General features: G+C 66.1%; 28 protein-coding genes and 1 tRNA gene. 18 read left to right on the top strand and 11 right to left on the bottom strand.

Features of this window, described 5'->3' with window-relative positions; translation table 11 throughout:
- Positions 1 to 20 precede the first annotated feature (20 nt).
- Complete coding sequence (gene hisC, locus A9995_RS06380) at positions 21 to 1,136, top strand: histidinol-phosphate transaminase (RefSeq protein WP_067610540.1); 1,116 nt, start codon at positions 21 to 23, stop codon at positions 1,134 to 1,136.
- Here hisC and A9995_RS06375 read toward each other — a convergent pair.
- Genes A9995_RS06375 through ftsE form a run of 4 tightly spaced genes read right to left on the bottom strand, consistent with a single transcriptional unit; the run spans position 1,133 to position 4,027 of the window.
- On the bottom strand, positions 1,133 to 1,813 hold the full coding sequence (locus A9995_RS06375) for a 1-acyl-sn-glycerol-3-phosphate acyltransferase (RefSeq protein ID WP_067610539.1): 681 nt from the start codon (positions 1,811 to 1,813) through the stop codon (positions 1,133 to 1,135). The genes hisC and A9995_RS06375 overlap by 4 nt on opposite strands.
- A 2-nt stretch (positions 1,814 to 1,815) precedes the next feature.
- Complete coding sequence (locus A9995_RS06370; RefSeq protein ID WP_067610537.1) at positions 1,816 to 2,346, bottom strand: YdcF family protein; 531 nt, start codon at positions 2,344 to 2,346, stop codon at positions 1,816 to 1,818.
- The gene (locus A9995_RS06365; protein WP_067610535.1) at positions 2,343 to 3,275 is read right to left on the bottom strand and encodes an ABC transporter permease; all 933 of its coding nucleotides are present in this window, start codon (positions 3,273 to 3,275) and stop codon (positions 2,343 to 2,345) included. The genes A9995_RS06370 and A9995_RS06365 overlap by 4 nt, the downstream gene beginning before the upstream one ends.
- On the bottom strand, positions 3,272 to 4,027 hold the full coding sequence (gene ftsE / locus A9995_RS06360) for a cell division ATP-binding protein FtsE (RefSeq protein WP_067610533.1): 756 nt from the start codon (positions 4,025 to 4,027) through the stop codon (positions 3,272 to 3,274). The genes A9995_RS06365 and ftsE overlap by 4 nt, the downstream gene beginning before the upstream one ends.
- Before the next feature lie 163 nt (positions 4,028 to 4,190).
- Here ftsE and A9995_RS06355 point away from each other — a divergent pair, with 163 nt between their 5' ends.
- Positions 4,191 to 5,087 (top strand): MJ0042-type zinc finger domain-containing protein, encoded by an 897-nt coding sequence (locus A9995_RS06355; RefSeq protein ID WP_067610530.1) that lies wholly within the window; start codon positions 4,191 to 4,193, stop codon positions 5,085 to 5,087.
- A gap of 134 nt (positions 5,088 to 5,221) precedes the next feature.
- Positions 5,222 to 5,308 (top strand) — tRNA-Leu (locus tag A9995_RS06350).
- A 138-nt stretch (positions 5,309 to 5,446) separates the two neighbouring features.
- Here the strand turns inward: A9995_RS06350 and A9995_RS06345 are convergent.
- Positions 5,447 to 6,742, bottom strand: a complete 1,296-nt coding sequence (locus A9995_RS06345; protein WP_145916835.1) for an Nramp family divalent metal transporter — start codon at positions 6,740 to 6,742, stop codon at positions 5,447 to 5,449.
- 185 nt (positions 6,743 to 6,927) lie between these two features.
- On the opposite strand from A9995_RS06345, the gene asd reads away from it, so the two are divergent.
- The gene (gene asd / locus A9995_RS06340; protein WP_233998115.1) at positions 6,928 to 7,791 is read left to right on the top strand and encodes an archaetidylserine decarboxylase; all 864 of its coding nucleotides are present in this window, start codon (positions 6,928 to 6,930) and stop codon (positions 7,789 to 7,791) included.
- Here asd and A9995_RS17345 read toward each other — a convergent pair.
- A complete protein-coding gene (locus tag A9995_RS17345) occupies positions 7,724 to 8,752 on the bottom strand; it encodes a hypothetical protein (RefSeq protein ID WP_233998114.1) in 1,029 nt (342 codons plus the stop codon). The genes asd and A9995_RS17345 overlap by 68 nt on opposite strands.
- Positions 8,753 to 8,849: 97 nt before the next feature.
- Between A9995_RS17345 and A9995_RS17210 the strand changes: the two genes are divergently transcribed.
- The 5 genes from A9995_RS17210 to A9995_RS06315 all read left to right on the top strand — a co-directional run bounded on the left by A9995_RS17210 (position 8,850) and on the right by A9995_RS06315 (position 12,389).
- Entirely contained in the window at positions 8,850 to 9,770 is a 921-nt protein-coding gene (locus tag A9995_RS17210) for a bifunctional UDP-sugar hydrolase/5'-nucleotidase (protein WP_067610528.1), read from the top strand.
- Between the two features lie 81 nt (positions 9,771 to 9,851).
- Complete coding sequence (locus tag A9995_RS06330; protein WP_168157342.1) at positions 9,852 to 10,343, top strand: phosphoglycerate mutase family protein; 492 nt, start codon at positions 9,852 to 9,854, stop codon at positions 10,341 to 10,343.
- A 64-nt stretch (positions 10,344 to 10,407) separates the two neighbouring features.
- On the top strand, positions 10,408 to 10,869 hold the full coding sequence (locus tag A9995_RS06325; protein WP_067610526.1) for a bacterioferritin: 462 nt from the start codon (positions 10,408 to 10,410) through the stop codon (positions 10,867 to 10,869).
- A 97-nt stretch (positions 10,870 to 10,966) separates the two neighbouring features.
- Positions 10,967 to 11,233: a hypothetical protein gene (locus A9995_RS06320; RefSeq protein ID WP_067610524.1), complete on the top strand. Its 267-nt coding sequence runs from the start codon at positions 10,967 to 10,969 to the stop codon at positions 11,231 to 11,233.
- 4 nt (positions 11,234 to 11,237) lie between these two features.
- Complete coding sequence (locus tag A9995_RS06315; protein WP_067610522.1) at positions 11,238 to 12,389, top strand: cupin domain-containing protein; 1,152 nt, start codon at positions 11,238 to 11,240, stop codon at positions 12,387 to 12,389.
- A gap of 47 nt (positions 12,390 to 12,436) precedes the next feature.
- Here A9995_RS06315 and A9995_RS06310 read toward each other — a convergent pair whose 3' ends face one another.
- Positions 12,437 to 12,985, bottom strand: coding sequence for a pseudouridine synthase (locus A9995_RS06310; protein WP_067610990.1), 549 nt, complete (start codon positions 12,983 to 12,985; stop codon positions 12,437 to 12,439).
- A 222-nt stretch (positions 12,986 to 13,207) separates the two neighbouring features.
- On the opposite strand from A9995_RS06310, the gene A9995_RS06305 reads away from it, so the two are divergent.
- The 5 genes from A9995_RS06305 (at position 13,208) to A9995_RS06285 (ending at position 18,215) form a co-directional block, all read left to right on the top strand.
- Positions 13,208 to 14,188: a diguanylate cyclase domain-containing protein gene (locus A9995_RS06305; RefSeq protein WP_067610520.1), complete on the top strand. Its 981-nt coding sequence runs from the start codon at positions 13,208 to 13,210 to the stop codon at positions 14,186 to 14,188.
- Positions 14,189 to 14,312: 124 nt separating this feature from the next.
- A complete protein-coding gene (locus A9995_RS06300) occupies positions 14,313 to 15,470 on the top strand; it encodes a PepSY domain-containing protein (RefSeq protein WP_067610518.1) in 1,158 nt (385 codons plus the stop codon).
- Positions 15,467 to 15,673 carry a hypothetical protein gene (locus A9995_RS06295; RefSeq protein ID WP_067610516.1) on the top strand — a complete coding sequence of 69 codons (207 nt, stop codon included), beginning with the start codon at positions 15,467 to 15,469 and terminating at the stop codon, positions 15,671 to 15,673. The genes A9995_RS06300 and A9995_RS06295 overlap by 4 nt, the downstream gene beginning before the upstream one ends.
- Positions 15,674 to 15,686: 13 nt before the next feature.
- Entirely contained in the window at positions 15,687 to 17,789 is a 2,103-nt protein-coding gene (locus tag A9995_RS06290; protein WP_067610514.1) for a TonB-dependent siderophore receptor, read from the top strand.
- 129 nt (positions 17,790 to 17,918) lie between these two features.
- On the top strand, positions 17,919 to 18,215 hold the full coding sequence (locus tag A9995_RS06285) for a zf-TFIIB domain-containing protein (RefSeq protein ID WP_067610511.1): 297 nt from the start codon (positions 17,919 to 17,921) through the stop codon (positions 18,213 to 18,215).
- Between the two features lie 94 nt (positions 18,216 to 18,309).
- Here the strand turns inward: A9995_RS06285 and A9995_RS06280 are convergent, their stop codons facing one another.
- From A9995_RS06280 to A9995_RS06265, 4 genes are read right to left on the bottom strand one after another with little or no spacing between them, the layout of a single operon-like run.
- A complete protein-coding gene (locus tag A9995_RS06280; protein ID WP_233998113.1) occupies positions 18,310 to 19,737 on the bottom strand; it encodes an efflux transporter outer membrane subunit in 1,428 nt (475 codons plus the stop codon).
- Complete coding sequence (locus tag A9995_RS06275) at positions 19,734 to 20,789, bottom strand: efflux RND transporter periplasmic adaptor subunit (RefSeq protein WP_067610508.1); 1,056 nt, start codon at positions 20,787 to 20,789, stop codon at positions 19,734 to 19,736. The genes A9995_RS06280 and A9995_RS06275 overlap by 4 nt, the downstream gene beginning before the upstream one ends.
- Positions 20,789 to 21,508 carry an ABC transporter ATP-binding protein gene (locus A9995_RS06270; protein WP_067610506.1) on the bottom strand — a complete coding sequence of 240 codons (720 nt, stop codon included), beginning with the start codon at positions 21,506 to 21,508 and terminating at the stop codon, positions 20,789 to 20,791. The genes A9995_RS06275 and A9995_RS06270 overlap by 1 nt, the downstream gene beginning before the upstream one ends.
- Positions 21,505 to 22,641 carry an ABC transporter permease gene (locus A9995_RS06265; protein WP_067610504.1) on the bottom strand — a complete coding sequence of 379 codons (1,137 nt, stop codon included), beginning with the start codon at positions 22,639 to 22,641 and terminating at the stop codon, positions 21,505 to 21,507. Before A9995_RS06265 ends, A9995_RS06270 begins: the two co-directional genes overlap by 4 nt.
- 97 nt (positions 22,642 to 22,738) lie before the next feature.
- On the opposite strand from A9995_RS06265, the gene A9995_RS06260 reads away from it, so the two are divergent.
- The 4 genes from A9995_RS06260 to glpD all read left to right on the top strand — a co-directional run bounded on the left by A9995_RS06260 (position 22,739) and on the right by glpD (position 26,505).
- Positions 22,739 to 23,365: a TetR/AcrR family transcriptional regulator gene (locus tag A9995_RS06260; protein ID WP_067610502.1), complete on the top strand. Its 627-nt coding sequence runs from the start codon at positions 22,739 to 22,741 to the stop codon at positions 23,363 to 23,365.
- Positions 23,366 to 23,541: 176 nt separating this feature from the next.
- Positions 23,542 to 24,057: a hypothetical protein gene (locus tag A9995_RS06255; RefSeq protein WP_145916834.1), complete on the top strand. Its 516-nt coding sequence runs from the start codon at positions 23,542 to 23,544 to the stop codon at positions 24,055 to 24,057.
- A 79-nt stretch (positions 24,058 to 24,136) separates the two neighbouring features.
- Positions 24,137 to 25,018 carry an S-methyl-5'-thioadenosine phosphorylase gene (mtnP, locus tag A9995_RS06250; RefSeq protein ID WP_067610498.1) on the top strand — a complete coding sequence of 294 codons (882 nt, stop codon included), beginning with the start codon at positions 24,137 to 24,139 and terminating at the stop codon, positions 25,016 to 25,018.
- A gap of 2 nt (positions 25,019 to 25,020) precedes the next feature.
- A complete protein-coding gene (glpD, locus tag A9995_RS06245) occupies positions 25,021 to 26,505 on the top strand; it encodes a glycerol-3-phosphate dehydrogenase (RefSeq protein WP_067610495.1) in 1,485 nt (494 codons plus the stop codon).
- Positions 26,506 to 26,546: the final 41 nt, after the last annotated feature.

Here is a 26,546-nt window from a genome sequence, read left to right as displayed (position 1 = left end):
TTTATTGCGCCCAAGCTGACATGACCGAAGCAAAACCCGCCTCCAGACCCGCAGCGAAACCCTGGATCGAAGCGATCCACGCCTATGTCCCCGGCCGTGCGACCGGGTCGGACGGGCGCGAACTGATCAAGCTTTCGGCCAATGAGAACCCGCTGGGCTGCAGCCCGGCAGCGGCAGAGGCGCTGGCCGGGGTGAGCGCCGGGGCGCGCTATCCCGATCCCGACGCCGCCGAACTGCGTCGCGCCATCGGCGAATTGCACGGCATCGATCCAGCGCGCATCGTCTGCGGCACCGGGTCGGATGAGCTGCTCAATCTTGCCGCGCAAGGCTATTGCGGCCCCGGCGACGAGGTGCTGTTCTCGCGTTACAGCTTCTCGGTCTACGACATCGCTGCGCGGCGCTGCGGTGCCACGCCGGTCGAGGCACCCGACCGCGATTACGGCACCGATGTCGATGCGCTGCTGGCCGCGGTGACGCCCGCTACCCGCGTGGTCTTCCTCGCCAATCCCAACAATCCCACCGGCACTTGCCTGCCCGCCAGCGAAGTGGCGCGGTTGCACGCCGGCCTGCCGCGCGATGTGCTGTTCGTACTCGACCAGGCCTATGGCGAATATCTGCAAGCCGAAGAGGATGACGGCGGGCTCGCGCTCGCAGCGGCGCACGACAATGTGCTGGTTACCCGGACCTTCTCGAAGATCTACGGACTTGCCGGCGAACGGATCGGCTGGGCGACCGGAGCGCCGGGGTTGATCGCCACACTCAACCGGATTCGCGGGCCGTTCAACGTCACCGTCAGCGGGCAGGTCGCGGCGCGTGCTGCGGTCGGCGACCAGCAATTCGTCGAGCACTCGCGCGCGCACAATTCCGCGGGGCTGGCACGCTTTACCGAGGCCGTCGAAGCGCTGGGCAATCGCGGCCTGCGCGCGGTGCCGAGCAAGGCCAATTTCCTGCTGGTGCTGTTCGAGGGCGCGCTCAGCGCCGAGCGCGCCCTGGCGGCGCTGGCCGAGGCCGGCTACGCGGTGCGCCACCTGCCGGGACAAGGCCTGGCCCACGCGCTGCGGATCACCATCGGCAGCGACGAGGACATGGACCGGATTGCCGCGGTATTGCGCCGCGAGGCCGAAACCGCCGCCTAGGAATTGAGCGCGTTGATCGCGTCGAGCACGCGCGCTTCGACGTCCTGACGATCCAGCCCCGGCGGGATCGCCTCGCCGAAGCGATAGGTGATCCGCCCGGGCAGTTTGAGGCCGCGATGATAGAGCGGTCCGCTGTCCACCGCGACCGGCACCACCGCCAGGCCCAGCGCCTTGTAAAGCCCCGCGAAACCGGCCTGGAGCGGCATCTGCTCGCCATGCGGAACCCGCGTTCCTTCGGGAAAGATCACCAGTGGCCGTCCGCTCGCCGCCATCCGTCTGGCCTCGCGAATCATCCCGATCAGAGCGCGCGCGCCGGCACCGCGGGCGACCGGAATGAGCCCGTAGGCGCGCCCCGCCCGGCCCCAGCCGATGATCTTGAACAGTTCCTCCTTGGCGAACACCGCGGGCAGCGGAAACAGCCTGAGAGTGTCGATCGCCTCGAAGAAGCTCTCGTGCTTGACCGCATAGAGCACCGGCTCGGTCGGCGGCTCGCCCTCGATCACCACCTCGCAACCCAGCAGATGGACCACGCACCAGCGGTGCCATGCGCTCCAGGCGTGAACCAGCTTGCGGAACAGTTCGCGGCTGAACGGCAGCGCGAGCAGCGTGCCGGTCGTCACCACGACCGAGCCGAGGTAGAAGGCCAGGTAGAAGGCGATGTTGCGCAGCACCAACATGGTCAGGCCGGCATGCCCTGCGAGACCGACGAGGCGAGCAGCTTGTTGTATTCGAGGAACAATTGCTGGAGATCGGGGCTCGAAGGCGTCGCGTCCTCGTAGATCACGACGGTGTCGGGGATCGCGCCGCGAATTTCGCCCGCAGCGCGGCGCATATGCCAGTCGGTGGTGACCAGACGCAGGCTCTCGATATCGTTCTCGGTCACCCATTGCGCGACTTCGCCGGCGTTCGAGCGGGTGTCCACCGCCAGAAAGCCCAGCGTGACGCAGCAAGCCATTTCTTGTCCGCTGACCTCGAACTGATCGGCGAATTCCTGCGGCTTCACTTCGGGATCGACGCCCGAAACGAACATCTGCCGCGCCTTGCCTGCACGCACCACCTCGAGCCCGCGCGCGATCCGGCCAGATCCGCCGGTAGGTACCACCACTGCATCGGTTTCGACATCGCCCAGCGGCTGCGGCAGCGTCACCGCGAAACCGACGAAGCCCAGTGCGTAAATGAGCAGAAAAAAGGCAGCAAAGCGCAGGATCACAACATTTTCCTCAGCGAGGCCAATACCGTCATCCGCGCGGTGAGCAAGGCGATTGCGACCGCGGCGAAGGGGACCAGCCCCATCAGCAGCCAGTCAAAGCCGCCCAGCCCCCCGCCCTGAACCAGCCCGGCGTCGAGCGCGGCGAACTGCGCCCCGAGCACGGTCAGCGCGACCGCGCCCAGCACCAGCCCGACAGCCCCGCCGAGCGCGGCGTCGATCAGCACCGAGCGCTGGAATATCCGCGCGATCTGGCCATCGGTTCCGCCGAGCAGATGGACCACTTCGATGGTCGAGCGGTTGGCGTTGAGTGCATTGCGCGCCGCCAACCAGACCGCCGCGGCGCTGGTGAAAGCGAGCAGCGCGATCAGCCCGATCGCCAGCCAGCGCAGCGCGGCAATGGCGCTGAACACCGGACCGAGCCAGTCGGACTGGGCATCGATCCGCGCATCGGGCGCGACTTCGGCGAGCGCGCTGCGCAGACCGTCGAGCGTCGCATCGCCGACCTCGCCATCAAGCCGGACGTCGATCAGCGCGGGCAGCGGCACGACCTCGCTGCGCACCCCGCCGCCGAGCCAGGGTTCGATCAGCGCCTCCAGTTCGGCCTGAGGCACGCGGCGCAGGGTGCCGACACCGGGGAGGTCTCGCAGCGTCGCCATCGCGCGATCCGCCTGCGCGGCGCGCAGCACCGGATCCGCCTCGACGATCTGGACCGTCACGCCGCCCGCCAGATCCGCGCGCGCGCGGTCGACCAGATTGGTGAGCGCCAGCGCGCCCCCGGCGGCCAGCACGGTCAGCGCGACCATGATCGCGATCACCCAGGGCATCGGCCCGCCCAACCGCGCGCGCGGCAGCAGATGCGATGCGCGCCGCCCCTTGAGCGGCGCGAGCCCGCGTTCGATCGCGCGCGTCATGACCGGCGGCTTGCTCATCGCCCGCTGTCTCGCGGTGCATTGGGCGTCGATGCGGGCATCGGATTGCGCGGCGGGTAGCGCAACGACCCGGTGGGGTCGGAGAGCTGCCCCTTGTCGAGCCGCATGATCAGCGAATCCGGGACCTTGCGCAGCAGATGGACATCGTGGGTCGCGACCACCACCGTGGTCCCCAGCCGATTGAGCGCCTCGAACAGGCGGATCAGCTTGAGCGCCATCTCCGTATCGACGTTGCCGGTCGGCTCGTCGGCGACCAGCAGATCGGGGCGGGCGATCACCGCGCGGGCGATAGCGACGCGTTGCTGCTCGCCGCCCGAGAGCGTCGCCGGGCGGGCGTCTGCGCGGTTCCCAAGCCCGACCCAGTCGAGCATATCCGCCACCGGTTTCTGCACATCCGCTTCGCGCACGCCGGATACGCGCAAGGGGAGCGCGATGTTGTCGAAGGCGGAGAGGTGAGCGACCAGGCGAAAATCCTGGAACACGACCCCCAGACGCCGCCGGAACGAGGGCAGGTTTTCGCGCGGCTGGGTGATGACGTCGCGCCCGAACATGCGGATCGCGCCGCGCGAGGGGCGCTGAGCGAGGTAGAGAAGCCGCAGCAACGAGGTCTTGCCCGCCCCGCTCGCTCCGGTGAGAAAATAGAAGCGTCCGGGATAGAGGCTGAAGGCAATGTTGCTCAGCACTTCCTTGTCGGTGCCGTAGCGCAGGCCCACATTGTCGAAACGGACGATTTCCTCTTCGGACCTGCTCACACGGAGGGCTCGGCACAAAAGTGCCCCAACGCCGAGAAAATGTCGGATATGCCCATCGCAGACGGATATAGCCCCGCACCGGTGTGGAAAAAAGCCCGGGTCGACGGTTGCCGACAGATGTCGCACTTGTTGCGATTCGTGCACCGGCCTAAGACCTGATGGAATGATTATCGCCTGCCCCGCCTGTTCTACCCGTTATGTCGTGCCCGATAGCGCGATAGGCGTGGACGGTCGCACTGTCCGTTGTGCCAAATGCAAGCACAGCTGGTACCAGGATGGGCCGACGATCGAGAGGCCGGTTGAAGGCCCCGAGACGCTGGCCGCAACGCCTGCCCCGGCGCCTCCCGCAGCCGCGGCACGGCCGCATACCGACGAAGAAGCGCCGGTTGCCTCCGCACCCGCGCCGCCGCCACCCCCTCGTCGAAGCCCGCCACCGCATGAGGCGCCCGCCGCGCGACCGCGGGTCTACGACGATCTGGAGGGCCCCCGCGATCCGGTCGACGATCCCGCCGCCGGACCGAGCTTCGACGAGGGCGATCCCCCCTATGACGATCTGCGCGCCACGCGGCGCTCCACCCCGGTGTTCGACGAAGGTGCTTCGCAATTCGATTCCGAACCGCCGTTCAAGCCGCGCCGCAATTATGTGAAGCTGTGGACTTGGGCCGCAGGGGTCTTCGCTGCCCTGGCGCTGGGGGCGGTGGTTGCGGTGAGCTATTTCGGCGCGCCAAACTGGTTCCCCGTCAACAAGCCGCTTTACGGCGTGGGCGCTCCCGATCTGCAGATCGAATTCCCGGAGGCGGAGCAGGAGCGCCGCACCCTCGCCAATGGCACCGAATATTTCGGTGCCCGGATCATCGTCACCAACACTGCGCGCGAGACGCGAGCGGTGCCGCCGATCCTTATCGTGCTGCGCGATGCACGCGACCGGATCGTCTACAGCTGGGAAATCATGCCGCCGCAGGACAGCCTGGCGCCCGGCGAATCGATGACCATCAACGAGGCGACCACCGACGTACCCAAACCCGCGGTTTACGCCGATATCGGCTGGGCCCCGCGCTAGGCCGGCAGGTCCGCGCTGCGGGCCTCGAAACGAGCGGCAGTCGGGCGAGGCAAAACGCTTGCGGCCCTGCAAGCCCCCTGCTAGTGGCGCGCTCCTACCGACGCGGGAGCCACAATGTGCTCCTTCGATCATGTGCGGTCGTGGCGGAACTGGTAGACGCGCAACGTTGAGGTCGTTGTGGCCGTAAGGCCGTGGAAGTTCGAGTCTTCTCGACCGCACCAAACAGTCCTGATCGGTCCTTCGAGGACCCGAGAGGTCGTGGAGCACTCGCCCGAAATGGCGCAGGCCTGCGGCCTTTTCCAATTGCCGACTGAAGGGCTGCAGCCTGAGGCAGCGGTTTACGGCGCCCTCATTGCCGCTCAACCGGAGAAAAACGACCAGATCTGCTGGACAGACAGCACCACGAACAGCAGCGCAGCCGCGCTCAGGACCGTATTCGACAACCAGCCGTTGCGATCGGCGGCTGGGACGCGGTTGGAGTTCAGCAGCAGCAGCAAGGTGACGGCCAGGAACGGCATGAAGAACGCGCCCACCACACCGTAGATGATCACGAGGAGGAAGGGCTCCTCGAAGAACAGCAGCGTCATCGGCGGGAACGTGAGCCACAGCAGGAAAGCGCGGAACGGCCATTGGCGTTCGGGACGCTCGCTGCGCTCGCCCCGGCCACGAACATGGTCCACGAAATCGGAAAAGAGCAGGCTGACGCCATGCCAGACCCCGAACAGCGACGACATTGCGGTTGCTGCGAACCCGAGCAGAAACGCGACCGCTACCGGACGCCCGAACCGCGCCTCCAGCACATCGGTGAGGTTGAGCAATCCGCGGTCACCGCCCGCCAGAGCGATCTGCGCGCTGTGCAGGAGCTCGGCTCCGACGATCAGCATCGCAACGACGAAAACCCCCGTCATCGTGTAGGCGGTGTAATTGTCCAGCCGCATCATCGGGATCCACGACGGACCGTGCCAGCCCTTGGTATTGACCCAATAGCCATAAGCGGCGGTCGTGATCGTCCCGCCAACGCCGCCGATCAGCCCGAGCGTGAAGAAGATCGAGCCTTCGGGCAGCGATGGGACGAGCCCGCCGACCACATCGTCGAGGCCGGGTGCGACGAGGATGGCGAGCCCCGTCATCACCACGAACATGATTGCGACCAGCACCTTCATCACCCGCTCGAAGGTTTCGTATCGGTTGAGTGCAACGAAAAGAAAGCTCGTGATCCCGGCAAGGACGGCCCATGCGGGAAGCGGCAGGATGGGAAAAAGGGCAGCGAGCGGCAGTGCGGTCGCGCTCATCGCTGTCGCGCCGTAGATGAAGCCCCATACGAGGATGTAGATGCCGAAGTACCAGCTCGTCCATCCTCCGAGGGAGCGCCACCCCTCGAAGATCGTCGTTTCGGTCGAGAGGTGATAGCGCGCGGCGCCTTCGGACAGGGCGATCTTTACCAGGCATCCGAGCACGGCCGCCCAGAGCAAGGCATAGCCGAAGCGCGAGCCTGCGATGAGTGTGGCAACCAGATCGCCCGCCCCGACTCCGGTTGCCGCGGCGACAATGCCAGGACCGATGAGCTTCCAGCGCGCAGAGCTCGGCGGTGGGGCGGATTCCGCCCGATCCGAATGGTCGTCGCCAGCCTGCTCTTCCACAGTCGATTGCCCCATTTGCTCCGACACCTCCTGACCTCCCAATGCGACTGGGCCATTTTTGTCAGGCGCGGCCTCAGACCGCCTGCTCTCGCCCGTGCAGTCGCAGATCGCAACCCTCGCCCGGCGGTTTGCGACAAGGCCGTGGTGGTCGCCCTTGCGAAGGTTTGCCGCTATCGTCACGACAATGCCGTTGCCAATACGTGAGGTTTGCTATTTTCGAACGACTCAAAGTCCTGCCGCAATATCTGCTGCCAAAGCAGGCGCTGACGACCCTGGCCGGGCGCATCGCAGGAGCACGGGCAGGCGCGAAGACGACGCGGCTGATCCGCTGGTTCGCGGGCAAATACGGCGTCGATATGAGCGAGGCCGAGAATCCGGACATCGCAAGTTATCGATCGTTCAACGAGTTCTTCACGCGCCCGTTGCGGGCCGGAGTGCGTCCGATCGCCGACGCCGATTTCGTCTGTCCGGTCGATGGCGCGATCAGTCAGTTCGGCGCCATCGACGATCATCACGTTGTGCAGGCCAAGGGGCACCGGTTCACCACGACGCAGCTGGTCGGCGGCGACGCCGCATTGGCGGCCCAATTCCGCCATGGCAGCTTTGCCAATCTTTACCTCTCGCCCAAGGACTATCATCGCCTGCATATGCCCTGCGAGGGCAAACTCACGCGCATGATCTACGTCCCTGGCGCGCTGTTCTCGGTAAACCCTGTAACCGCACGCGGGGTGCCCAACCTGTTCGCTCGCAACGAGCGCGTGGTGTGCGTGTTCGAATCTCCCCGACACGGTCCGTTCGTGATGGTGCTGGTCGGCGCGACCATCGTCGGCAGTATGGCGACCGTGTGGCACGGAGTGGTCAACCCGAAACGAACCGGGAAGCTCGCCGAGTGGAGTTACGCCGATCAGGACATCGTTCTGGCGCAGGGCGAGGAAATGGGCAGGTTCCTGCTCGGATCGACGATCGTCATGCTGTTTGGCCGCGACGTGGTAGCCTTCAATCGCGAATGGAAACCCGAAGGGTCGGTTCGGCTGGGCGAACGGATGGGCGATACTCCAACCTGAGCCAGCCCGATCGGGAAGGGTGCATCCTTAGCTGGCTCGTGAGCGGGCCCGGGGCGGGGGTCGGAGTTTTCCTGCGAACCCGCCCCATCGCAACGCATCGTAAGCACGCGCCTGGCCATGGGCGGAAAGGTGACAGAATCGATGCGCTATGGCACCAGCCGCTATCGTATTTACCCTTGGGAGTGTGCTGATGCGTCGCATGGCTGTGCCGTTGCTGTTGGTTCTGGGTGGGCTGACCGGTTGCGCCCAGAGTGCGATCCCGGTCGGGAGTCCATCCACAGCCGAGGCGCCGCGGGCTGCGGGCACGGTCGAGGTGGCGCTGATCGCGTTCAACGATTTCCACGGCAATCTGCAGCCGCCGCGCCGGGCGATCACCCATACCAGCGCTGCGGGTGATGAGGTGCAGGTTCCCGCGGGCGGCGCCGCCTATTTCAGATCGGCGATCGAGGCCGCACGGGCGCGCAATCCCAACAGCCTGGTGGTGTCGGCCGGAGACCTGATCGGGGCCTCGCCGCTGATTTCCAGCCTGTTTCTGGATGAACCGACCATCCACGCGATGAATCTCATCGGGCTGGACTTCAACGCCGTCGGCAATCACGAGTTCGACCGGGGCCGCGCCGAACTGCAGCGCCTGGACCAGGGCGGCTGCGAACAAAACACCACGCTCGAGCCGTGCGCCGTGGACGCGGATTTCGGTGGTGCCGACTTCGCCTTCCTCGCGGCCAACGTCGCTACCGAGAGCGGCGACACGCTGTTCCCCTCCCACGCGATCCGCAGCTTCGGCAGCGGGGCCAGCCAGGTCCAGGTGGCCGTGATCGGCATGACGCTGGAAGGAACGCCCGTTATCGTGACGCCCGACGCGATTGCCGGCCTCGCGTTTCGCGACGAGGCCGATACGGTGAACGCGCTGGTGCCGCGGTTGAAGGCCGAAGGCGCCGACGCGATCGTGGTGCTGGTCCACGAAGGACTGAACTCGAGCGGCAGCTATAACGAAAAGACCTGTAAGGGGCTCAGCGGAGACCTTATGCCCGTGCTGGAGCGGCTCTCGCCCGGTCGACGTGGTCATCTCGGGCCACACCCACAACGCCTATATCTGCGATTTTGCCGAACTCGACCCGCAGCGTTCCTTCCTGGTGACCAGCGGCGGCCAATACGGCACGCTGCTGACGGAGATCGTGCTGACCGTGGATCCGGTCCATGGCGTGGTGTCGCGCAGTGCTCGCAACCACATCGTCCAGGGCGAGGGCTTTACCAACTCGGCTGGCGCGATCGCGGTCACAGACGCCGTGCCCGGCTATCTGGCAGATCCAGAGGTCGCCGCGCTGGTGGAACGGTACCGGACCGCGGCGGAGCCGCGTGCCGCGCGCGTCGTCGGAAGGCTGGGCGGTCCCGCCCTGACCAGCCGCACCCCCTCCGGCGAGCCCGCGCTCGGCAATCTGATCGCGGATGCCCAGCTTGCGGCCACCAGCGATCCCGGTCGGGGCGGTGCCCAGATCGCCTTCATGAATTCGGGCGGTGTGCGCGCCGAGATCGTCCCTGCCGCGGACGGCTCGGTCAGCTATGGGCAGCTTTTCGGCGCCCAGCCGTTCGGAAACACGCTGGTCGTAAAGAGTTTCACAGGCCGCCAGATCCGCGAACTGCTGGAGCAGCAGTTCGCGAGCGGATCCAATTCGGTGACGGAGCCCAACGTCCTGCTGCCCTCATCCGGCTTCACCTACGGCTTCGATCTCAGCCGTTCGCGGGGTCAGCGGATCATCGCTCCTCGCCTCGATGGGGAGCCGCTGCAGGACGACCAGCTCTACCGCGTCACGACCAACAATTTTCTTGCCGGTGGCGGTGACAATTTCACGATCTTGCGCGATGGCGCGGACCAGCTTGGCGGACCACAGGATGTGGACGCGCTGGAAGCCTATATCCGCGACAATCCCGGCCTGGTCCCACCCGTCGCCAGGCGATTCCAGAACCTCACCCCGCGCTGAGCCCTTCATTCGACTGGTCGATGAGCACCAGCTTCTCTGCGCTACCGTATCGGAACCGAGAATATGCAAAAATGGCTGGCTATGGTGCTGCTCGCGGCATTCACGCTCGGGGCATGCGCGACAGCGTCGACAAACCCCGCGACCAAATCGGCGGTCCATGCTGAAGGGAAAACGATCTTCGTCGCCAGGCATCTGCAGAAGGCGGAAGGTGACGACCCGCCGCTCAGCGACGAGGGAACCGCGGCAGCGAAGCGGCTTGCCGAAATGCTTCGAAGCGAGGGTATTTCGGCGATCTTCGCCACGCCGACGCGCCGGGCAATGGAAACCGCCGCGCCGCTCTCAAGGCTGGCCGGCGTTCCGATCACCCAATATGATCCCCGGAACCCGCAGCCACTGGCTGCCCGCATCGCCGGCGGCGAAGGATCGGTTCTGGTGATCGGTCACAGCAACACCGTTCATCACCTGATTGCCCTGTTCGGCGGGCAAGCCCCGCCCCCGCTGACGGAGCAGGATTACGGCACGGTTTTCATGATCGATGCTAAAGGTGGCGTCCGGACTGTCGAGGTCGACTAAGCGATTGGTCCCTTACCCACAGATGCCCATTCCATATGGGCGCAGCTATACAAAGGGTTATCTAATGAATGATATCGACAAAACCCACGTGGTAAAAATACTGAATAGGATTCTGGAACAAGAACTGGCGGGAGTGGTCCGCTATACGCACTACTCTTTTCTTGTTTTCGGTTTCAACAGAATTCCGATAGTTTCCTGGCTTCGAAGCCAGGCCGACGAATCGCTTCTGCATGCGCAGGAAGCGGGCGAGATGATCACCCTCCTCGGAGAACATCCCTCACTTACCATCGGGCCTCTGCTCGAAACGCACAATCACGACATCGCCGCCATCCTGCGCGAGTCGCTTCAGGCGGAAAGTGCAGCACTCGACCTCTACCGCGAGCTGCTCGATGCAACGAGCGGGAAGTCGGTCACCCTGGAGGAATACGCCCGCAAGATGATCTACGCCGAAGAAGTCCATGCCAGCGAAGTCGACAAGATGCTGCGGATGCCCGGCGAAATCGCGACCTTCGCCGGCAAGGCCTAGGTCGAGGATGGACAGGCACGGCATCTCTGGTTTCCGGACGGCGGCACGGCTGCTCGCAATGGCTTGCACTTGGCCGGCAGAGGTCTAGCGACGCGGGATGGACTTCGACGACCTCCTCGACCGGTACTTCGGCTCCTCCGCCATCGCCGAGATCCAGCCCGGTGCGCTGGAGGCGGGGATCGAGCGGATGCAGGTGGATTTCGGGCTCGAGCAGGATCGCGGCAAGCGCTTTGCCCTGTGGTCGCTGCTCCACCTGCTCGGTGCCGCGCCCGATCTCGAGGCATCTTTCGAACGAGAAGCCGACCGCGAGGCGGCGCGCAATCTGATGGATATGCTGGCGGCGACGGAGCAGGCGGATGGCTGAAACAATGCGCCTGTCCGGCTTCGACAGCGACGGTTTCCTGCGCGACAACTGGCAACAGCGCCCGCTGCTGATCCGGAACCCCTGGAATGCCTGGCGCAATCCGCTCGAGCCAGACGAACTGGCGGGGCTGGCCTGCGAAAGCGAGGTCGAATCGCGGCTGGTGATCCAGACCGGGGACAGCTGGGAACTCGAACACGGCCCCTTGCCCGCCGAGCGCTTCGGGCAGCTGGGCGAAAGTCCCTGGACGCTGCTGGTGCAGGCGGTCGACCACCATGTGCCGCAAGTGGCCGCGCTGCTCGATCGCTTGCGCTTCATCCCCAACTGGCGGGTAGACGATGTGATGGTCAGCTATGCCGAGGATGGCGGCGGGGTGGGCCCGCATTTCGACAATTACGACGTCTTTCTGGTGCAGGGACTGGGCCGGCGGCGCTGGCAGATCGGCGCGAAATGCGATGCTGCCACCGAGCTCCTGCCGCATCCCGAGCTGCGCCTGCTGGCCAAGTTCGAGGCCGAGCAGGAATGGGTCCTCGAGCCCGGCGACATGCTCTACATCCCGCCGGGTATCGCCCATAATGGCGTAGCGGTCGGCGACGATTGCATGACCTATTCGATCGGCTTTCGCGCGCCGGCACGCAGCGAGCTGATTGCTGGCTGGGCCGAGGCCATGCTCGCCGGGCTCGAGGAGGACGACCGCTACCGCGATCCCGGGCTCATCCGGCAGGACAATCCCGGCGAGATCACGCCGCGCGCACTTTCCGATCTGCACGCCATGATCACGGAAGCCTTACGCGACCGTGACACTTTCGCCCGCTGGTTCGGCCAATACGCCACCGCTCCCAAGAACCCTGCGATCGATTGGGAGCCCGAACTCCCGCTCGACATCGAGGAATTGCGGAACCGGCTAGAGGGAGGACTGTCGCTGCTGCGCAACCCGGCCATCCGTTTTTCCTTCATTCGCGGGCGCGAGGACACGCTGGGGCTATTTGTCGATGGCCAACATTTCGCATGCCAGGGTGCGACCGCCGCTCTCGCCGAACGTCTTTGTGCCGACGACCGCCTCGCGGTGGATGCGGCGCTGGCCGGATCGGACGAGGTTTTGGAATTGCTCCTCGAACTGTTGGAACAGGGCAGCGTGGCCTTCGACACCGGGGGCTAATGCGCCAGGCCGGCCCGGGGGGCCCGGGCCCTCGGCCTGCAACCGTGTCAGACCGCGAGTTCGCGCCATTGGCCCGGAGCGAGACCCTCCAGGTTCCACTCTCCGATCGACCAGCGCACCAGCCGCAAGGTTGGGTGGCCGATCGCTGCGGTCATCCGGCGCAATTGGCGATTGCGACCTTCGCGCAAGGTCACCTGTATCCAGCTGTCGGGCACGCTCTTTCTCACCCGGATCGGTGGATCGCGCGGCCAGAGATCGGGCGCTGGAATGGGTTCGATCCCGGCGGGCCGCGTCAGTCCGTCTTTCAGCCGCACACCGCTTCTCAGCGCGTCGAGACTGGACGCCTCCGGCTCGCCCTCGATCTGGACGAGATAGGTCTTGGCCAGCTTGTAGCGCGGGTCGGCGATGCGGGCCTGAAGGCGGCCATCGTCGCACAGCAAGAGCAAGCCCTCGCTGTCCCGATCGAGCCGGCCCGCCGGATAGACCCCGGGCATGTTGATGAATTCGGACAGCGTCTGCCTCGCTGTCTCCGACCCGCGATCGGTGAATTGCGACAGCACCCCATAGGGCTTGTTGAAGATAACCAGCCGCGTCATGCGATTCCCCTCGCCCAGCGAACACCGGGTGGCGCAAGCGATCCCATTCTGCGCCATGTCGCGCAAGCTGCTGACGGCAAAAAGCCGGGTGATGCGGATGCCGGACCTGTACAATCCAATCGCCCCGCCTGCTGCTAAACGCGCCGTTTACTCATCGTCACTATGGCGTCTAAGTGACTCTAACGGGGTCGCGCCTGAAACCTGGGGTCAAAAGCGGAACCGATGAACCAACTTGCCGCACATCGAGATTTCGAAATCGGACTGGCCCATCCCGACAATGATGGTCCCCAGGCGACGGAGCTTTACGACCTGGCTGAATCGCTTGTCCCGATGGGTGCATGGTCGTGCGATCTCGCCAGCGAACGGCTCACCTGGACCAACGGGGTATTCGACATTTTCGGCCTGTCGGCCGATCGCGCCCCCGAACGCCGCGAAACCGTCGAACTCTTCGACGAGGAATCGCGCGAACTGCTCGAGCGCAAGCGGTCGAAGGCGATCGAGACCTGCTCGGGCTTCACGCTCGATGCCGGTATCATTCGTCCCGACGGCGCGCGGCGCTGGCTCCGGATCACCGCAGCGACACGCGGCGCCAACGGGCGCGCCGATACGCTCTATGGCATGAAGCAGGACATCACCGAGGATCGCGCCCGGTGGGAAGCCCTGCGCGCGCAGGCCGAATGCGATCCGCTGACCGGGGTTGCGAACCGCGTCCGGTTCCAGCGCTTTCTGGAGCGGACCGAAGACGAAGCGCCAGGCACCCCCATGGGAACGCTGATCCTGTTCGACATGGACAATTTCAAGCGGCTCAACGACCAATGGGGCCACGCGGCGGGCGATGCCTGCCTCGTTGCCTTCGGAGCACGGCTGCGCCAGGCATTTCCCCAGGCGCGGCTGGTTTCCCGAATTGGCGGCGACGAATTTGCGGTCCTGCTTCAGCAATCCAGAACGCCCAGCGAAATGGAAGACGCCGTGCGCTCGCTGATGGGAAATCTTCTGCGCCCCGTGCCGTGGCAAGGGGATTTCCTGCCGCTCAACGTATCCGTCGGCCTCGCCGTCACTACCGCAGAAGACGAGTTCGATCCGCAGCAATTGTACATCGCGGCGGATGAAGCGCTCTACAACGCCAAGGCGACCGGTTCGACCGTCATCGCCCAGGCCCGGACGATCGGCAGGCCGGCCACTCTTCGGGTGCTACGACGCTAGAATTTCGAGGTGTGAGTGGAAAGGAAGAAGCGAGCGCCAGCACACCGACATTCCCGTGGCGACTGAATGCTATTGCGAGTTATTCTCATTGACGAGATAGGCTGGCCCATCTAGCTGCGCGGCTGTGACTCGCAGCACCATCCGCACCTGGTATCTGATTCACAAATGGAGCAGCCTGATTTGCACGGCGTTCCTGCTGATGCTGTGCGTCACCGGCCTGCCGCTGATCTTCCATGATGAAATCGACACCGCGATGGGCGGCGATGCCGAAACCGCGCTGGCTGGCGCGCCCTCTGCCGAAACCGGGCTCCCGCTCGACACGATGCTTGCCGGCGCACTGGCGGAACGCCCCGGCGAAGTCCCGCTGTTCATGGCCTTCAGCCAGGACAGTCCGCTGCTGACGGTCACCACCGGGCCTGCCCCCGATGCACCCGGCTCCGACATGACGCTGTTGTTCTTCGACCGCGCCAGCGGGGTCTCGCTCGGCCCCGCGCCGGGCAATCCGCTGATGGACTTCCTGCTCCAGCTGCACACCGACATGTTCCTCGGCCAGCCGGGAATGTGGGTGCTGGGCGCGATGGGCCTGTTGTTCGTGCTCGCGCTGGCCTCGGGGACCGTACTCTATGCGCCCTTCATGCGGCGGCTGTCGTTCGGGACCGTGCGCCAGAACCGCAGCGAGCGGGTGAAGCGGCTCGACCAGCACAATCTGCTGGGCGTGGTCGCGCTGGCCTGGATGCTGGTGATCGGGCTGACCGGGGCGATCAACGCCTTTGCCGATCCGCTGATCGAGGGATGGCGCGATGGCGAGGTCGCCGCGATGACCGCCGCCTATGCCGGTGACGCGCCGCTGCCACCCGAGCGTTATGGCTCGCTCGACACCGCGATGGCCGCAGCGCAGGCGGCGCTGCCGGGCAAGAGCCCGCAATTCATCGGCTTCCCCGGCGGTGAATGGTCCTCGGGCCATCACTACGCGATTTTCTTCCAGGGCGACCGCCCGGTCACTCAGCACCTGCTGACCCCGGCGCTGGTCGACGCTGCCAGTGGCGAACTTACCGATGCGCGCAGCATGCCCGCGCTCAACCAGGCGTTGATGATCTCCAAGCCGCTGCATTTCGGCGATTACGGCGGGCTGCCGTTCAAGCTGGTGTGGACTCTGCTGACGCTGGCGACGATCTGGGTGCTGTGGACCGGGCTGCTGCTGTGGTTCCGGCGCAGCCCCGGCGCGATCGAGCGTCGCATCGAGGAAATCCGCACCGGTGCGCGCTCCAGGGCGTCGGCATGAGCCGCGTCTCGCGCCAGACAACCCGCACCATCTTCGCCTGGCCGCTGGCGCTGGGCGTCGCGACGCTCGCCGGGCTGGTGCTGGGCCTCACCGGCGATGGCGTCCGCGATGTGGCGGCGTGGTCGCTGCTCGGCCTCGCCCCGCTCGTCATTTTCGGCGCGCTGCTGCGCCGCCAATCCGATTCACCCTCTTCCCTTCGTTAGAAAGCAAAGACCCATGTCCCCTCTGCCGCGCGTTTCCGCACTCGCCATTGCCACCACGCTTGCCGCGCTGTCCCAGCCTGCACTGGCGCAGGAGGCCGCCGAAATCGTCGTCACCGCGCAGGCCGAAAACGCCACCGAGGTCGTCAATGGCGGCGACGCCGGCGTACTGGGCAACAAGCCTGCCGAAGACCTGCCGTTCTCGATCCGCTCCTACGACGAGAGCCTGATCCTCAACCAGCAGCCGCAGACGCTCGGCGATGTGCTCGACAACGACCCGACGATCCGCACCACCTACGGCTTCGGCAATGCCGCCGAGCAATTCGTGATCCGCGGCTTCGCGCTGTTCGGCGACGATATCGGACTGAACGGCCTTTACGGTATTGCCCCGCGCCAGCTGGTTGCGCCCGAGTTGTTCGGCAGCGTCCAGGTGTTGAACGGGGCGAGCGCCTTCCTCAATGGCGCGGCTCCGGGCGGATCGGGGCTCGGCGGTAATGTGAACCTGATATTGAAACGCGCGGGTCCGCGCGACTTCGTGCGCGCTACGGCCAGTGCGGAGGAGACTGCCCGCTTCGGGGGCGCGGTCGATGTGTCGCGTCGCTTCGGCGCAGGCGGGGAATGGGGCATCCGCATCAATGGCGCCTATCGCGACGGCGAGACTTCGATCGACGAGGAATATCGCCGAACCGCGGTGATCGGCGGGGCGCTGGACTATGATTCCGGCCCCTTCCGGGCAGTTCTCGACCTCGCGTTCCAAGACGTCCGGATCGACAATCTACGCCCGAAGGTGACACTCGCCACCGCCACCATTCCCGAAGTGCCGGAAGCCGACGCCAACTACGCGCAGGATTTCACCTACAGCGAATTGCGCGACCTGTTCGGGACGGTGAACCTGGAATACGACCTTGCCGACAACGCGTTGGTCTACGCTCGCGCCGGTGCGCGCGACGGCAGCGAGGACGGTATATACGGCGGGGTTACCGTGAACGATAGCACGACCGGGGCGGCTACCGGATCGGCACTGTTCGTCCCCGCCACGACCAACAATGAGGCGATCGAGGCGGGTTTGCGCGTCAAGCTCGGCAACGCAATCACGCAGGAGCTCAATTTCGGAGGAGACGCCAATTGGCAGGTGTTCCGCACCGCCTTCGACTTCCTCCCCGGCTACGCGACCAACCTCTACGCGACGCCGCAAATTGCCCAGCCGCAGAGCACCGGCTTCGTGGGCGGCGATCTCGTCGACCCGAACCCGATCACCAACATCCGGCTGTGGAGTGCCTTCGCCAGCGATACCATCGGGCTGTGGGACGATCGCATCCTGATCACCGGCGGCCTGCGCCTGCAGGATATCCGCCAGAAGAACATCAACTACGACGGCACTCCGGGGCCGCTCTACAATGAAAGCGCAGTGACCCCGGTGGCCGGGCTGGTGGTCAAGCCGCTCGAAGGCCTCACGCTCTATGCCAACCGGATCGAGGCCTTGCAGATCGGGGCAACCGTGCCGCTCGACCCCGCCCAACCGGTCAGCAACGCGGGCCAGACGCTGGCGCCGCGCAAGTCCGTCCAGTACGAGATCGGCGGCAAGCTCGACATCGGCGGCATGTTCCTCACCCTCGGCGCTTATCGTATCGAGCGCCCCGGCGAAGGCGCACTGGCCGACGGTAGCTTCGGCTATCTAGGCGACCAGCGCCACGAGGGGCTGGAATTCACCGCCAATGGCGAGATCGCACCGGGCCTGCGGCTGATCGGCGGCGCGGCGCTGACCAATGCCGAGCTGATCGGCGGTAACGAGGTGGCGGGCGTTCCGGAATACACTGCCAACGCCAATGTCGAATGGGACCTCGCATTCGTCCCCGGCTTCACCCTGACCGGGCGTGTCATTCATACCGGCGAACAATGGGTCGATGCTGCCAATACGCTCGAGCTCGACAGCTGGACCCGCTTCGATCTCGGCGCGCGCTACGTCTTCGCCGCCGGGGACACCCCGGTCACGCTGCGGCTTTCGGTCGATAACGTCGCGAATGAGCGCTATTGGTCATCGGCTTTCGACGCCTTCTCGGCGGCGCTGCTGCAGGGTTCGCCGCGGACGGTCAAGGCCTCGATCTCGGCGGATTTCTGAACCGCCAGGAAGACCAGGAAGACTGCGACCTCGGCACTATCCGGAGCGGGTCTATGCGGCCCGCTCCGATTGTCTTTCTACCAAAACACCCTATTTTGGTGGCAGAACAATCGATGGAGAGAGATCGCAATGAGTGACAAGGTCATAGCAATGTCGTGCCCGGTCGATGGCACGGCGCTGGTGATGAGCGAACGCTCGGGGATAGAAATCGATTATTGCCCGGCGTGCCGCGGCGTCTGGCTCGATCGCGGCGAACTCGACAAGATCATCGAGCGCAACACGCAATCCGTCGCGCCGCAGCAGCCCGCCCCGGCGCCGATGCATGATCCGCGCAGCTATGGGCAGGATCAGGGTCGCGGCTACGGCAATACCGGCTATCGCCAGCCCAAACGCAAGAAATCCTTCTTGGAAGAGCTGTTCGACTAGCAGCTGTCGGTCACCAACCGCAGCGAGCAATCCGGGGGCGGTACAGGAGCATCTGCTGGCAGCGGCGCCCTACTTCCTGAAAAACTGCAGCGGATCAGTCCGCTACAGCTTCTCTGGACGCCGGGGGCTCGCCGCCGAGCGCCTGCCACAACAGCACTCGCGCGCGCAACGCCCTGCCCAGTGCCGCAGCCGCACGCTCGCCGCTGGCGTCGGCCGAGCGGCGCGCTTCGAGGACGGTCAGGAAATCCGAAAGTCCGGCGCGAAAGCGCGTGTCCGCCAGCCGTGCAGCGCGCTCGACACTGGCCCGCTCCGCTTGCGCGGCGTTCAGCTCGCGATCGGCGGCGGCGACCAGGCCATACCCCGTTTCGGCTTCACCCAGCGCCGTGAACACCGCGTCGCGATAAGCAGCGAAGGCAAGCCGCTTGCCCGCTGCCGCAGCATCGATATCGGCCTGGATGCGCCCGAAATCGAGCAGCGGGGCCAGCAGACTTCCGCCAGCCGAGCCGACGATGGCATCCTCGTCGAACAATCCGCCCAGATCGAACGACAGCAGCCCCAGCGCGGCTGAGAGCGTGAGCTGCGGAAACCGCCGCGCCGCCGCAGCGGCAAGTTCGGCGTCCTCGGCTGCCAGATTGGCGGCTGCCGCCCGCACATCGGCTCGATTGGCCAGCAATTGGCTCGGAAGGGCCATGGGTGGTGCCGGCTCGGCCAAAGCTGCCGAGGGCGCTCCCAGCGCTTCCAGAACATTCTGCCCCGACTGACCCGTCAGACCGACCAGTCGCCCGACGATCCGGGCGCGTTCGCTCGACAGTGCGGCGATCCGGCTGCGGCTCGCCGCCGCCGCGCCTTCTGCCCGCACCCGGTCGAAACCCGGCGCGATCCCGGCGCGTTCGCGCACGGCGGCAAGCCGCATCAAATCGTCGGCAGCGGCGAGGTCCTGTTCGAGCGCCGACTGGCGGGCGCCCAGCGTGCGCAAGTCGATCACCGCGGCGGCGATCTCCGCCAGCAGCGCGTTGCGCACTGCGGTCGCTTCGAAGCCCGCGGCGTCCAGTCGGGCCCGCGCCGCATCTTCCCGGGCGCGCAGCCGCCCGAACAGGTCCGGATCCCAGCTCGCGGTGAGATTGGCGCCGTAGCGGACGCGCTCGGTATCGATCGCAGCACCGGGCGGCAGGGTGGTGCCGAACTGGTCCGGGTTGGTCCGCACCCCGGTGACCGAGGCATCGGCGCCGATGGCTGGCAGGCGCTCGGCACCGGTGCGCGCGACGCCCGCACGAGCGATCTCGATCCGTGCCACGGCCTGGGCCAGCGACGGTGCTTCGGCCAGCGCCAGCGCGACCAGACCCGCATAGGCCGGATCCTCCGAAGGCAGCAGCGCGGCCAGCGACCCGCCGGTCGCCGTATCGGGCGCGAAGGCAAAGCTCTCGGGAAGCGGCGGCGGCGCGGTATCGATTTCGGGCGCGGGGCCCGCAACGCAGGCGCCCAATGCCAGCAATGGTGCCATCATCAGCAGGCGAGCGCTCATCGCGGTGCGCTTTCAGCCTCGGCCCGCCGTGCTGCGGGCTCCCGCGCGGGGATGAAGGCATCGACCTGCTGTCCCACCCGGAACAACCCATTGGTATCGGGCAGTTCGTAGATGATCTGCAGCACGCGGACATCGACCCGTTCCGCGGCGCTGTTGGTGAGCGAGCGCTTGGGCACGACGCGCGGTTCGGCGCGGACGAAGCGCGCCTTCACCTGCCGCTCCGCCGCTCCGCGCGGCGACACTGTTGCCGGTTCGCCAAGCGCGACACGCGGAGCCTGTTCCTCGTCGATATCGATGCGGATATGCAGCGGCCGGGTCTCGCCCATTTCGATGAAGGCCTGCGACCCGCCGCCCCCCATGGTCGAGAGATATTCGCCCGGCCGGATGTTGACCGCGAGAATCTCGCCCGCGATCGGCGCGCGCACCGTGGCGCGGCCGAGCTCGGTCTGGGCGCTGCCGACCTGCGCCTGCGCGCTGGCGAGCCTGGCCTGCGCCTGCGCGAGCCGCGCTTCGGCGAGTTGCCGGCGTTCGCGCGCCGCATTGGCCTCGCCCTCGGCGCGGATGACCTCGGCGCGGCTGACCGCGGCGGGATCCTCGACCTCGCGATAGAGCCCGAGCTGGCGGCCGGCGGTCGCTTCCGCGCTGCGCGCTTCGGCGATGGCGGCGCGTGCCTCGGCGATGGCGGCGCGCGCCTCGCCGACCGCGGCGCCGGTTTCCGCGATCCGCGACCGGAGCGCGCGGGTGTCGACCACGAACAGCGGCTGCCCTTTGGAAACATAGACGCCCGGCTGGACGAGCAGGTCGGTCACGAGACCCGACAGCGCGGTGCCGACTTGGATCGTCTCGCTCGAAGGCTCGACCACGCCCGCGCCTGCAACCCGCGGCGACCCGGCGAGCTCGCCGGTTGCGCGGGGCGGTTCGCGGTCCGGCTCCTCAAGCTGGCGATCGGGCAGCCCAGCGCCGACGAAGATCGCCGCCCCGACCAGCCCGATCACCGCGATGATCGGCAGGCCTTGGCGCGAAAAGCTGAAATTCTCGGGTAGTATCGCCATCAGTGGTCCTCCGGCATGGATGTGCCATCATGGGTGATCCGCCCGTCCTCGAGCACCAGGATACGGTCGGCGAGATCGAAGATGCGGTTGTCGTGGGTGACGATGATGCAGGCGCGGTCTTCCGCCACCGCAACTTCGCGCAGCAGGTCCATCACCTTTCGGCCCGAGCGGGCGTCGAGCGCGGCGGTGGGCTCGTCGCAGACCACCAGCCGCGGTTCGTGGACCAGCGCGCGGGCGATCGCAACGCGTTGCTGCTGGCCGCCCGAAAGCTGGTTGGGCAGCTTGTCGACCTGATCGCCGATGGCGAGCTTTTCCATCATCGCGACCGCGCGCTGGCGGGCTTCGAGCCGGTCCATGCCCTGCGCGATCAGCGGCACGGCCGCGTTCGACGCCGCATCGATCGAGGGGATGAGATTGTACTGCTGGAAGATGAAACCGATGTTGTTGAGGCGAAACTCGACCAGCTGGGTGTCGGTGAGGTTGTAGATGTCGGTGCCGAACACCTCGACCTCGCCGAGCGTCGGCCAAAGGATCCCGCACATGATCGAGATCAGCGTGGTTTTGCCCGAACCGCTTTCGCCCACCAGATAGGTCAGCTCGCCCGCTTTCACCTCGAGGTCTATCCCGTGCAGAACCGTGATGGTCTGCTGACCCGCCTTGAAATCGCGGGTCACGGCGCGCGTGCTGATCGCGGCGCCTGTCGCGGCAGCACCGGTCACCGGAACACCGAGGCGGGTTCGGTCTTGAGGACGTTGCGCAGCGCCAGCCAGCCGGTCAGCGCGAGAATCAGCGCAACTGCCGCGAGGCTGACCAGCGGCACCTGCCAGGGAATGTAGAACCCCTTGAAGGTGGGATTCGCGGAAAAGCCCCAGATGAAGGCCACGGTGCCGAGCACCCCGAGACCATAGCCGACCAGCCCGACCAGCGCTGCCTGGCTCGCGACCATCCCGCGGATCTTGGCGTTGGTGACCCCGATCGCCTTGAGCGCGCCGAACTGCTTGATGTTGTCGCGAATGAACAGGCTGAAGGTCAGCCCGACGATCGCGACCCCGACGATGAAGCCGAGCATCACGGTAATCCCGAAATTGAGCGGGATGCCGGTGTTCTGGATGATGAAATCGACGCCATCCTGCGCGAACTGATCCCGCGTACGGGCGCGCAGGCCGGTAAGTTCGGTGATGCGGGCGGTCAGTTCGGCGGGCGCGACGCCGTCCGATGCGCCGACCAGCACGAAGCTCATCCGGTTGCGCGTTCCGGGCACATAGTTCAGCGCGCGGCTGTATTTGGTGTAGAGCGTGACCTGGCTGGTGAAGCTGGGGATGGCATCGGCGATCCCCATGATGACCGCGCGCTGATCGTTGAGTTCGAGCCGCTGGCCGATCGGGCTCTGGCCGGCTTCGTACATCCTCGTGGTGCCGACATCGTCGATGATCACGCTGTCGGGGCTCGACAGCACGTCGGCACTGGCTTGCGCCATGCGCTTGGGCAGACCGATCAGCGTCGCATCGTCGACCCCGATCACGCTCACGCCTTCCAGATCGCCATCGCCGCTTCGCACCGAGGCATTGGCGCGCAGGTGCGGCACTGCCCATTCGACCCCAGGCACGCTGCGGACCTTGTCGAGCGCGGTCGAGGGCATGGGGAAATTGACGTCGGTGGTGCGGCTGACCTCGTCCATCACCCAGACATCGGCGGTGGGGACGTTGTAGACCCCGCTCGCCCCGCGCTCGACGAGATTGACGAAGATCGTCAGCTGCTGGGTGATCAGCAGGGTCGAGAACGCGATCCCGAACACCAGCCCATAGAATTTCTGCTTGTCGCCGGTCAGCATGCGGATCGCGATCCAAAGCATGTTTCGGATTACCCCCGGTTTGATGGGAGGGCTTGCCGGAACGACATGCACCCGCCATTACTGAACGACAGCGTTTAAATGAACGGAGCCGTTCACTTTGTCAAGCAGCCAAGACGTCAAGCCGGGGCGACCCACCGATCTCGCCAAGCTCGAGGCGATCCTGCGGACCGCCGGACGCAGTTTTTTCGATGTCGGGTTCGCAGCGACTTCGATCGAACAGGTCGCCGCTGACGCCAACGTGTCCAAGGTCACGGTCTACAATCACTTCGGCGACAAGCGTGGACTGTTTACCGCCGCAGTCGAGGCCGAATGCGAGCGGTTGCGCGACCACTTCTCCATCGCTCCCGCCGAGGGCGCAGATTTGCGCGCCCGGTTGACCGCGATTGGCGAGGCGATGTCGGCTTTCCTCTCGCGCCCCGAGATGGTCCAGTTCGAGCGCCGCATCGCCGCCGAGACCGAACAGGAACCGGCGATCGGAGAAGCCTTCCTCGCCGCCGGGCCGCACCGGATGAAGGCGGGGTTCGCCGCACTGCTTGCGGCGATGAACGCCGCGGGCGAAGTGGCGATCGACGATCCCGATCTGGCCGCGGAACAGTTCGCCGCGATGTGCAAGGGAATGGGCGATCTCGACCGCCGCTTCGGCAGGCCCAGGGACGAGGCGCGCGACCGCGAGCGGATCGACGGCGCGGTCGAAGTCTTCTGCCGGGCCTATGCAACCGGCTGACCGGACTGAAATATTATCTCCATTCCCGAGGTAATTGAAAGGCGGCGCCGGACCGGCATGAGGGACGCGAAACCTTCTGCAAGGGTCCCGACAAAGGCTCCATTCCCCACACCGCAGCATTTGCGCCGAGCAATTGCGCCGGGTCATACCGGCGTTAGGGCGTGGATGGGAGGCATGTGGCATTCACCAGGGAGAGCTTCGGCGAGCGCCTCTTTGAAAGCGTGGGGCGGTCCTATCGCGATCTGCCCTCCACGCTCGAGGCTTTGGGCTGCGCGCTGGTATCGCAAGGACGGTTGTGCTCGCTGACCATGTATTACACCGATCGCGCGACCGATCCGGCGGTGGCGATCGAGCTGATCAAGCCGCTGCTCGCCGGGTTCGTCGACCCGCAGCCCGGCGCGCTGTTCCAGATGGACTACAGCCATCCCGGGCGGCTGTTGCTGTTTGCGGCCAATGTCGAGATCATCGAACCCTTCGGTCCCTATCAGCCGCTGGTGATCGAGATCGTGGCGAAGCGGGTCCGCGTGCGGCCGCTGATCAGCTTCATCTGGGGTTTCCCGGTGCTCAGCCTGCGCGATCTGATCATTGAATATCAGATCAGGGCCGCGCATGTGGTGGAATTCGCGATGCGCGGCGTTCTCCGCAAGACCGCCCGCTCGCTCACCGATATGCTGATGAAGGTCCGGCAATAGGCGCAGGAGCGCCCCCTATGCTTGCAGCAGCGCGATAAGCCGCTAACCCCCACCGGTGCCATCAACGACGGGGATTGCAGTGAGCGAAGAGTGGGTCATCGGCATTATCGGCGGATCGGGTCTCTACGAAATCGAGGCGCTCGAGGACGAGCAGTGGATCGCGGTCCAGTCGCCCTGGGGCGAGCCGTCCGATGAAATCCTTTGCGGGCGGATCGGCCATGTCCAGGTCCGCTTCCTGCCGCGCCACGGCCGCGGGCACCGCGTGCTACCCGGACAGCTCAACGCGCGCGCCAACATCGACGCGCTCAAACGCGCGGGCTGCACCGATATCCTCGCGATCTCGGCGGTCGGCTCGCTGAGCGAGGAGCTGCCGCCGGGCAGTTTCGTCATGGTCGACCAGTTCATCGACAACACCAAAACCCGCCCCTCGACCTTCTTCGACAATGGCTTCGTCGCGCATGTCTCGATGGGCGATCCGGTGTGCGAGCGGCTGACCGATCTCACCGCCAGCGCCGTCGAGCAGGCGGGCGGCGAGCCTCACCGCGGCGCCACCTATCTGGCGATGGAAGGTCCGCAATTCTCGACCCGCGCCGAAAGCAAGCTCTACCGCCAATGGGGCGCACAGGTGATCGGCATGACCGGGATGCCCGAAGCCAAGCTCGCGCGCGAAGCCGAGCTGCCTTACGCGCTGCTCGCGATGGTCACCGATTGGGACAGCTGGCGCGACGGCGAAGCGGCGGTCGATGTCGGCGCGATCCTCGCGCAGATGGCGGCCAATGGTGAGCTGGCGCGCAGGACGGTGGAAGAACTGGTTCGATCGCTGCCGCAGCGACGCGAACCCTCGCCGATCGACCGCACGCTCGATTTCGCGGTCATCACCGCCCCCGAGCAGCGGGACCGCGCGTTGATGACCAAACTCGATGCGGTCGCGGGTCGCTTGTTCGCGCAGGATCGGAGCTGATTTTGCAGGACCTGCTGGTCATAGGCGGCGGGATCAACGGGGTCGGCATCGCCCGCGACGCCGCCGGGCGCGGGCTGTCGGTCACCTTGTGCGAGAAGGACGACCTCGCCTCGCACACCTCCTCGGCCAGTACCAAGCTGGTCCACGGCGGGCTGCGCTACCTCGAACAATATGAGTTCCGGCTGGTCGCCGAGGCGCTGCGCGAACGCGAAGTGCTGCTCAAGGCCGCGCCGCACATCATCTGGCCGCTGCGCTTCGTCCTCCCGCACGACAAGGGTCTGCGACCCGGCTGGATGCTGCGGATCGGACTGGCGCTCTACGACACCATCGGCGGGCGGCGCAGCCTGCCGGGCAGCCGCGGCGTGGACCTGACCAAACCGCCGCATCGCGGAGTGTTGCAGGACCGGCTGACGCGCGGCTTCGAATATTCGGACTGCTGGGTCGAGGATGCGCGGCTGGTGGTGCTGTGCGCGATGGACGCGCGCGATCGCGGCGCACAAATCCTCACGCGGACCGAATGCGTGGCGCTCGAACGGCACCCGTCGCACTGGCGCGCAACCTTGCGCAGCGCGGACGGCACGACGCGAAACGTCGAGGCGCGCGCGCTCGTCAATGCGGCGGGACCGTGGGTCGACGCGGTCGCCCGCAACGCGCTGGGGACAGGCACGCCCGCGCGTCTCCGGCTGGTCAAGGGCAGCCACATCATCGTACCCCGCAAGTTTCCCGGCGAGCACGCCTATATCTTCCAGAACGGCGACGGGCGGGTGGTCTTTGCCATTCCCTACGAGCGCGATTTCACGCTGATCGGTACCACCGACCAACTGTTCGAGGGCGATCTCGACAGCGTGCGCATCTCGCGCGAGGAGCGCGATTATCTGCGCGAAGCCGCTGGCGAGTATTTCAAAAGCGGCATCTCGGACAACGAGATCGTGTCCGCTTACGCCGGCGTGCGCCCGCTCTACGACGACAGTTCTGCCAAGAATTCCACCGTCACGCGCGACTACGTGTTCGAACTCGAGACGCAGGGCGGAGCGCCGATCCTGTCGGTCTATGGCGGCAAGATCACCACCTTTCGCAAGCTCGCCGAGCACGCGCTGGGCAAGCTTGCGCCGCATCTGCCGATGGGGCCGAAATGGACTCGCGATGCGCCGCTGCCCGGCGGCGAGATGGAGGATTTCGCCGATTTCCTGCAGCGCGCGGGCGAACGCTATGCCTGGATCCCGCCCGACATGCTGCTGCGGCTGGCCCGCGCCTATGGCACGAGGATCGACCGGGTCATCGGCACCGCCGACGGGCTCGACCGGCTGGGCGATCACTTCGGTGGCGATCTCTACGAAGCGGAGCTGGGTTACCTTGTAAAAGAGGAGTTTGCGCGGATGCCGGAAGACATTCTCTGGCGGCGCAGCAAGCTTGGCCTGCACCTGCCTGCGGAAACGGAACGCCGCGTCGCGGATTGGTTGGACAAGCAGGGCGGCGACTTCGCTTGATTGCCCGTGCGAGCGGGTCCAAGGGCCGCCCGTTATCGCAC

The organism is Erythrobacter sp. QSSC1-22B, from assembly GCF_001678665.1.
In the GTDB taxonomy this organism is placed as follows: domain Bacteria; phylum Pseudomonadota; class Alphaproteobacteria; order Sphingomonadales; family Sphingomonadaceae; genus Qipengyuania.
This window is presented reverse-complemented; position numbering and strand designations above follow the sequence as displayed.